We start from the raw sequence: 2296 nt of genomic DNA on the forward strand, positions 1-2296 counted from the left end.
AAGTCCCTGTTGAATTGCATATGTTTTTTCAAGCATGGGAGCACAAACTGGACGGAAATCGGCTTTTGCCTAAATTTCATGTGTAAGTCAAACTGCAACAATCTAATTTCATTAGATAAACTTTCTGAACAGACTCTAAGACCCTGCATCGGGCCATGCCCATCGTGGCCACGGCGCTCGGACGCAAGTTCGGCGTAAACGTCATCGTCGGTGGCGCAACCGCCAGCCACACGGCCAGTACCGATGGCAACACCATCTGGATCCCGGATCTTCCGCCGGAGTCCGCCCTGCGCGAGGTCGCGTGGGGATTTTTGGCACATGAGGCCAGTCATGTTCGCCGTACCGACATGACGGTGTTCCGCGCTGCGGCGCTCCAGTCGCCACTTCAGAAGACCTTGCTTAACATTCTGGAGGACATCCGCATTGAGCAGGCCATCCGCCGCGCCTACCCAGGGACGAAAAAGACCCTGGAAAGGGTCGTCGATTGGATGATCGACAATCGCCAATTGTGCGCACCTGGCCAGCAAGATCACCCGGCGTCCATTTTGACCGGCTATCTGCTGTTGACCCTGCGATGCAGGGTGTTGGAACAAACCGCCCTGACCGCCTTCGCGGCGCAAGCGGAAAAGGTGCTTCGTCAGACATTCCCCGCGTCGACGGTTCGTCGCTTGATGGGGATGACCACCGAAGTGCCAAGATTGAGAAGTACCACCGAAGCTAACCAGTTGGCAGAGCGGATCATTCAACTGCTGAAGGAGGAGAAACAGGCTGCCGAGCCGTCGCAAAACGACGCCAAGAGCGATTCCGAGGACTCCAAGGGTGATTCCGGAGATGATTCCGGAGGCGACTCCGAGGATTCCGAGGGCAATTCCGGGGACGACTCCGAGGACGCCAAGGGTGACTCCGGGGATGACTCTAAGGACTCCAAGGGCGACTCCGGGGACGATTCCGAGGACGCCAAGGGTGACTCCGGGGGCAACTCCGAAGGTGACTCTGGGAAGACGTCAATAACCCTCCAACAGGTGCTGGAGGCTGAAGAAAACGATCTCGATCAGGATCTGTTCGAGACCGCTAAAACGCTGCTGACAAACGCGTCGAGGAGGAGTGGACGCCAGACCGTGCTCCCGATCGGGGAGGACGCCCGTTTGAATCCACAAGGAAAACGCCTTCTCCATGACGTTCGAGGGGAATCGCGGGCCTTAACCGCCCAACTGCAAGGGTTGGTGCAATCCGCCCAAATGGATCGGCCATACGCCGTTCATCAGGGGAAAAAACTGGTCGCTCACCGTCTGCACCGTGCGGGCGTTGGCGATTCGAGGCTGTTCGCCCGGAAGACGGAACGGACGGCACCGAATACGGCGGTGCAGGTTCTCATCGACCTGTCGGGATCGATGGGCAACGATTATGGCGGCGAATCGCTGGGCGAGATCGCTCAGAACGCCGCCTTGGCGCTAGCACTGGCACTCGACACCATTCAAGGCGTGTCGGTCGCGGTGACGGCCTTTCCAGGCATGTTTGGCGAGGACGAAAAGGTCTCCCGCCTGATCCAGCATGGGCAACGGCCTGCCAGCCGTGCCGGCGCTTTCCTGCAACCGGCGCGCGGTGGGACGCCCTTGACATCGGCGTTGTGGTACGCCGCCGCCGATCTCCTGCAGCGACAAGAGCGGAAGCGGGTGATCCTGGTGATGACCGACGGCAAGCCCGATGACGTGATCGGGGCGACGGACATCATCCAACACTGCCAGGCGACCGGCATCGAGATCGCCGGCATTGGCATCAAGATCGACGTGTCGTGGCTGTTTCCACGTCACATCCAGATCGATTCTCCCGCCGATCTCAAGCAAACGCTGTTCGGTCTCGCCGAGCAGTTCCTCGTTTAGGGCCACGGCCGCCTGCGGGTCCGCCGATGGTTTCGGTGGGTCAGCAGGCTATAAAGGATGTCGATGGAAAGATTGGACCAGCACCTGATCGGCCGATCCGATCACGAACGGACACCGGACGAAGTGTGGACACTCGTCCTGGGTGATCACCGCCCGGTATCTGCCTTCAACCCTGGCAAACGCGCCGAACGATGCCTGTTCCGCGAGACCAAGACGCACTGATTGTGCGTTAACTTCCCGGCACTGCCGCCGGGTTCATCCACCCATGGGGATCGCTCCCATAAGCGCCAACTTAACCGCACCGTTGACGCACTTGTGAGTTCATCATCTGCATGACCCTGGCCGGAACGGTTTGCAAGCGACGGCGGCGCGGACGTTCCTTGAGCACGTCGAGGCAGGCGTCCCAGTGTTCGTCT

The 2296-nt window shown here is 59.6% G+C and carries 1 protein-coding gene; it reads left to right on the forward strand.

The genetic code is table 11. The features are described 5' to 3' along the window. The first annotated feature begins 155 nt into the window (after nt 1-155). Nucleotides 156-1880, forward strand: a complete 1725-nt coding sequence (locus tag QZY07_RS00250; RefSeq protein WP_363183479.1) for a VWA domain-containing protein — start codon at nt 156-158, stop codon at nt 1878-1880. Nucleotides 1881-2296: the final 416 nt, after the last annotated feature.

It is taken from the genome of uncultured Thiocystis sp. (genome assembly GCF_903866365.1).
Lineage (GTDB): Bacteria > Pseudomonadota > Gammaproteobacteria > Chromatiales > Chromatiaceae > Chromatium.

Coding starts and splice junctions, on each gene's coding strand:
- QZY07_RS00250 (WP_363183479.1), top strand. CDS start 156: ATGCCCATCGTGGCCACGGCGCTCGGACGCAAGTTCGGCGTAAACGTC.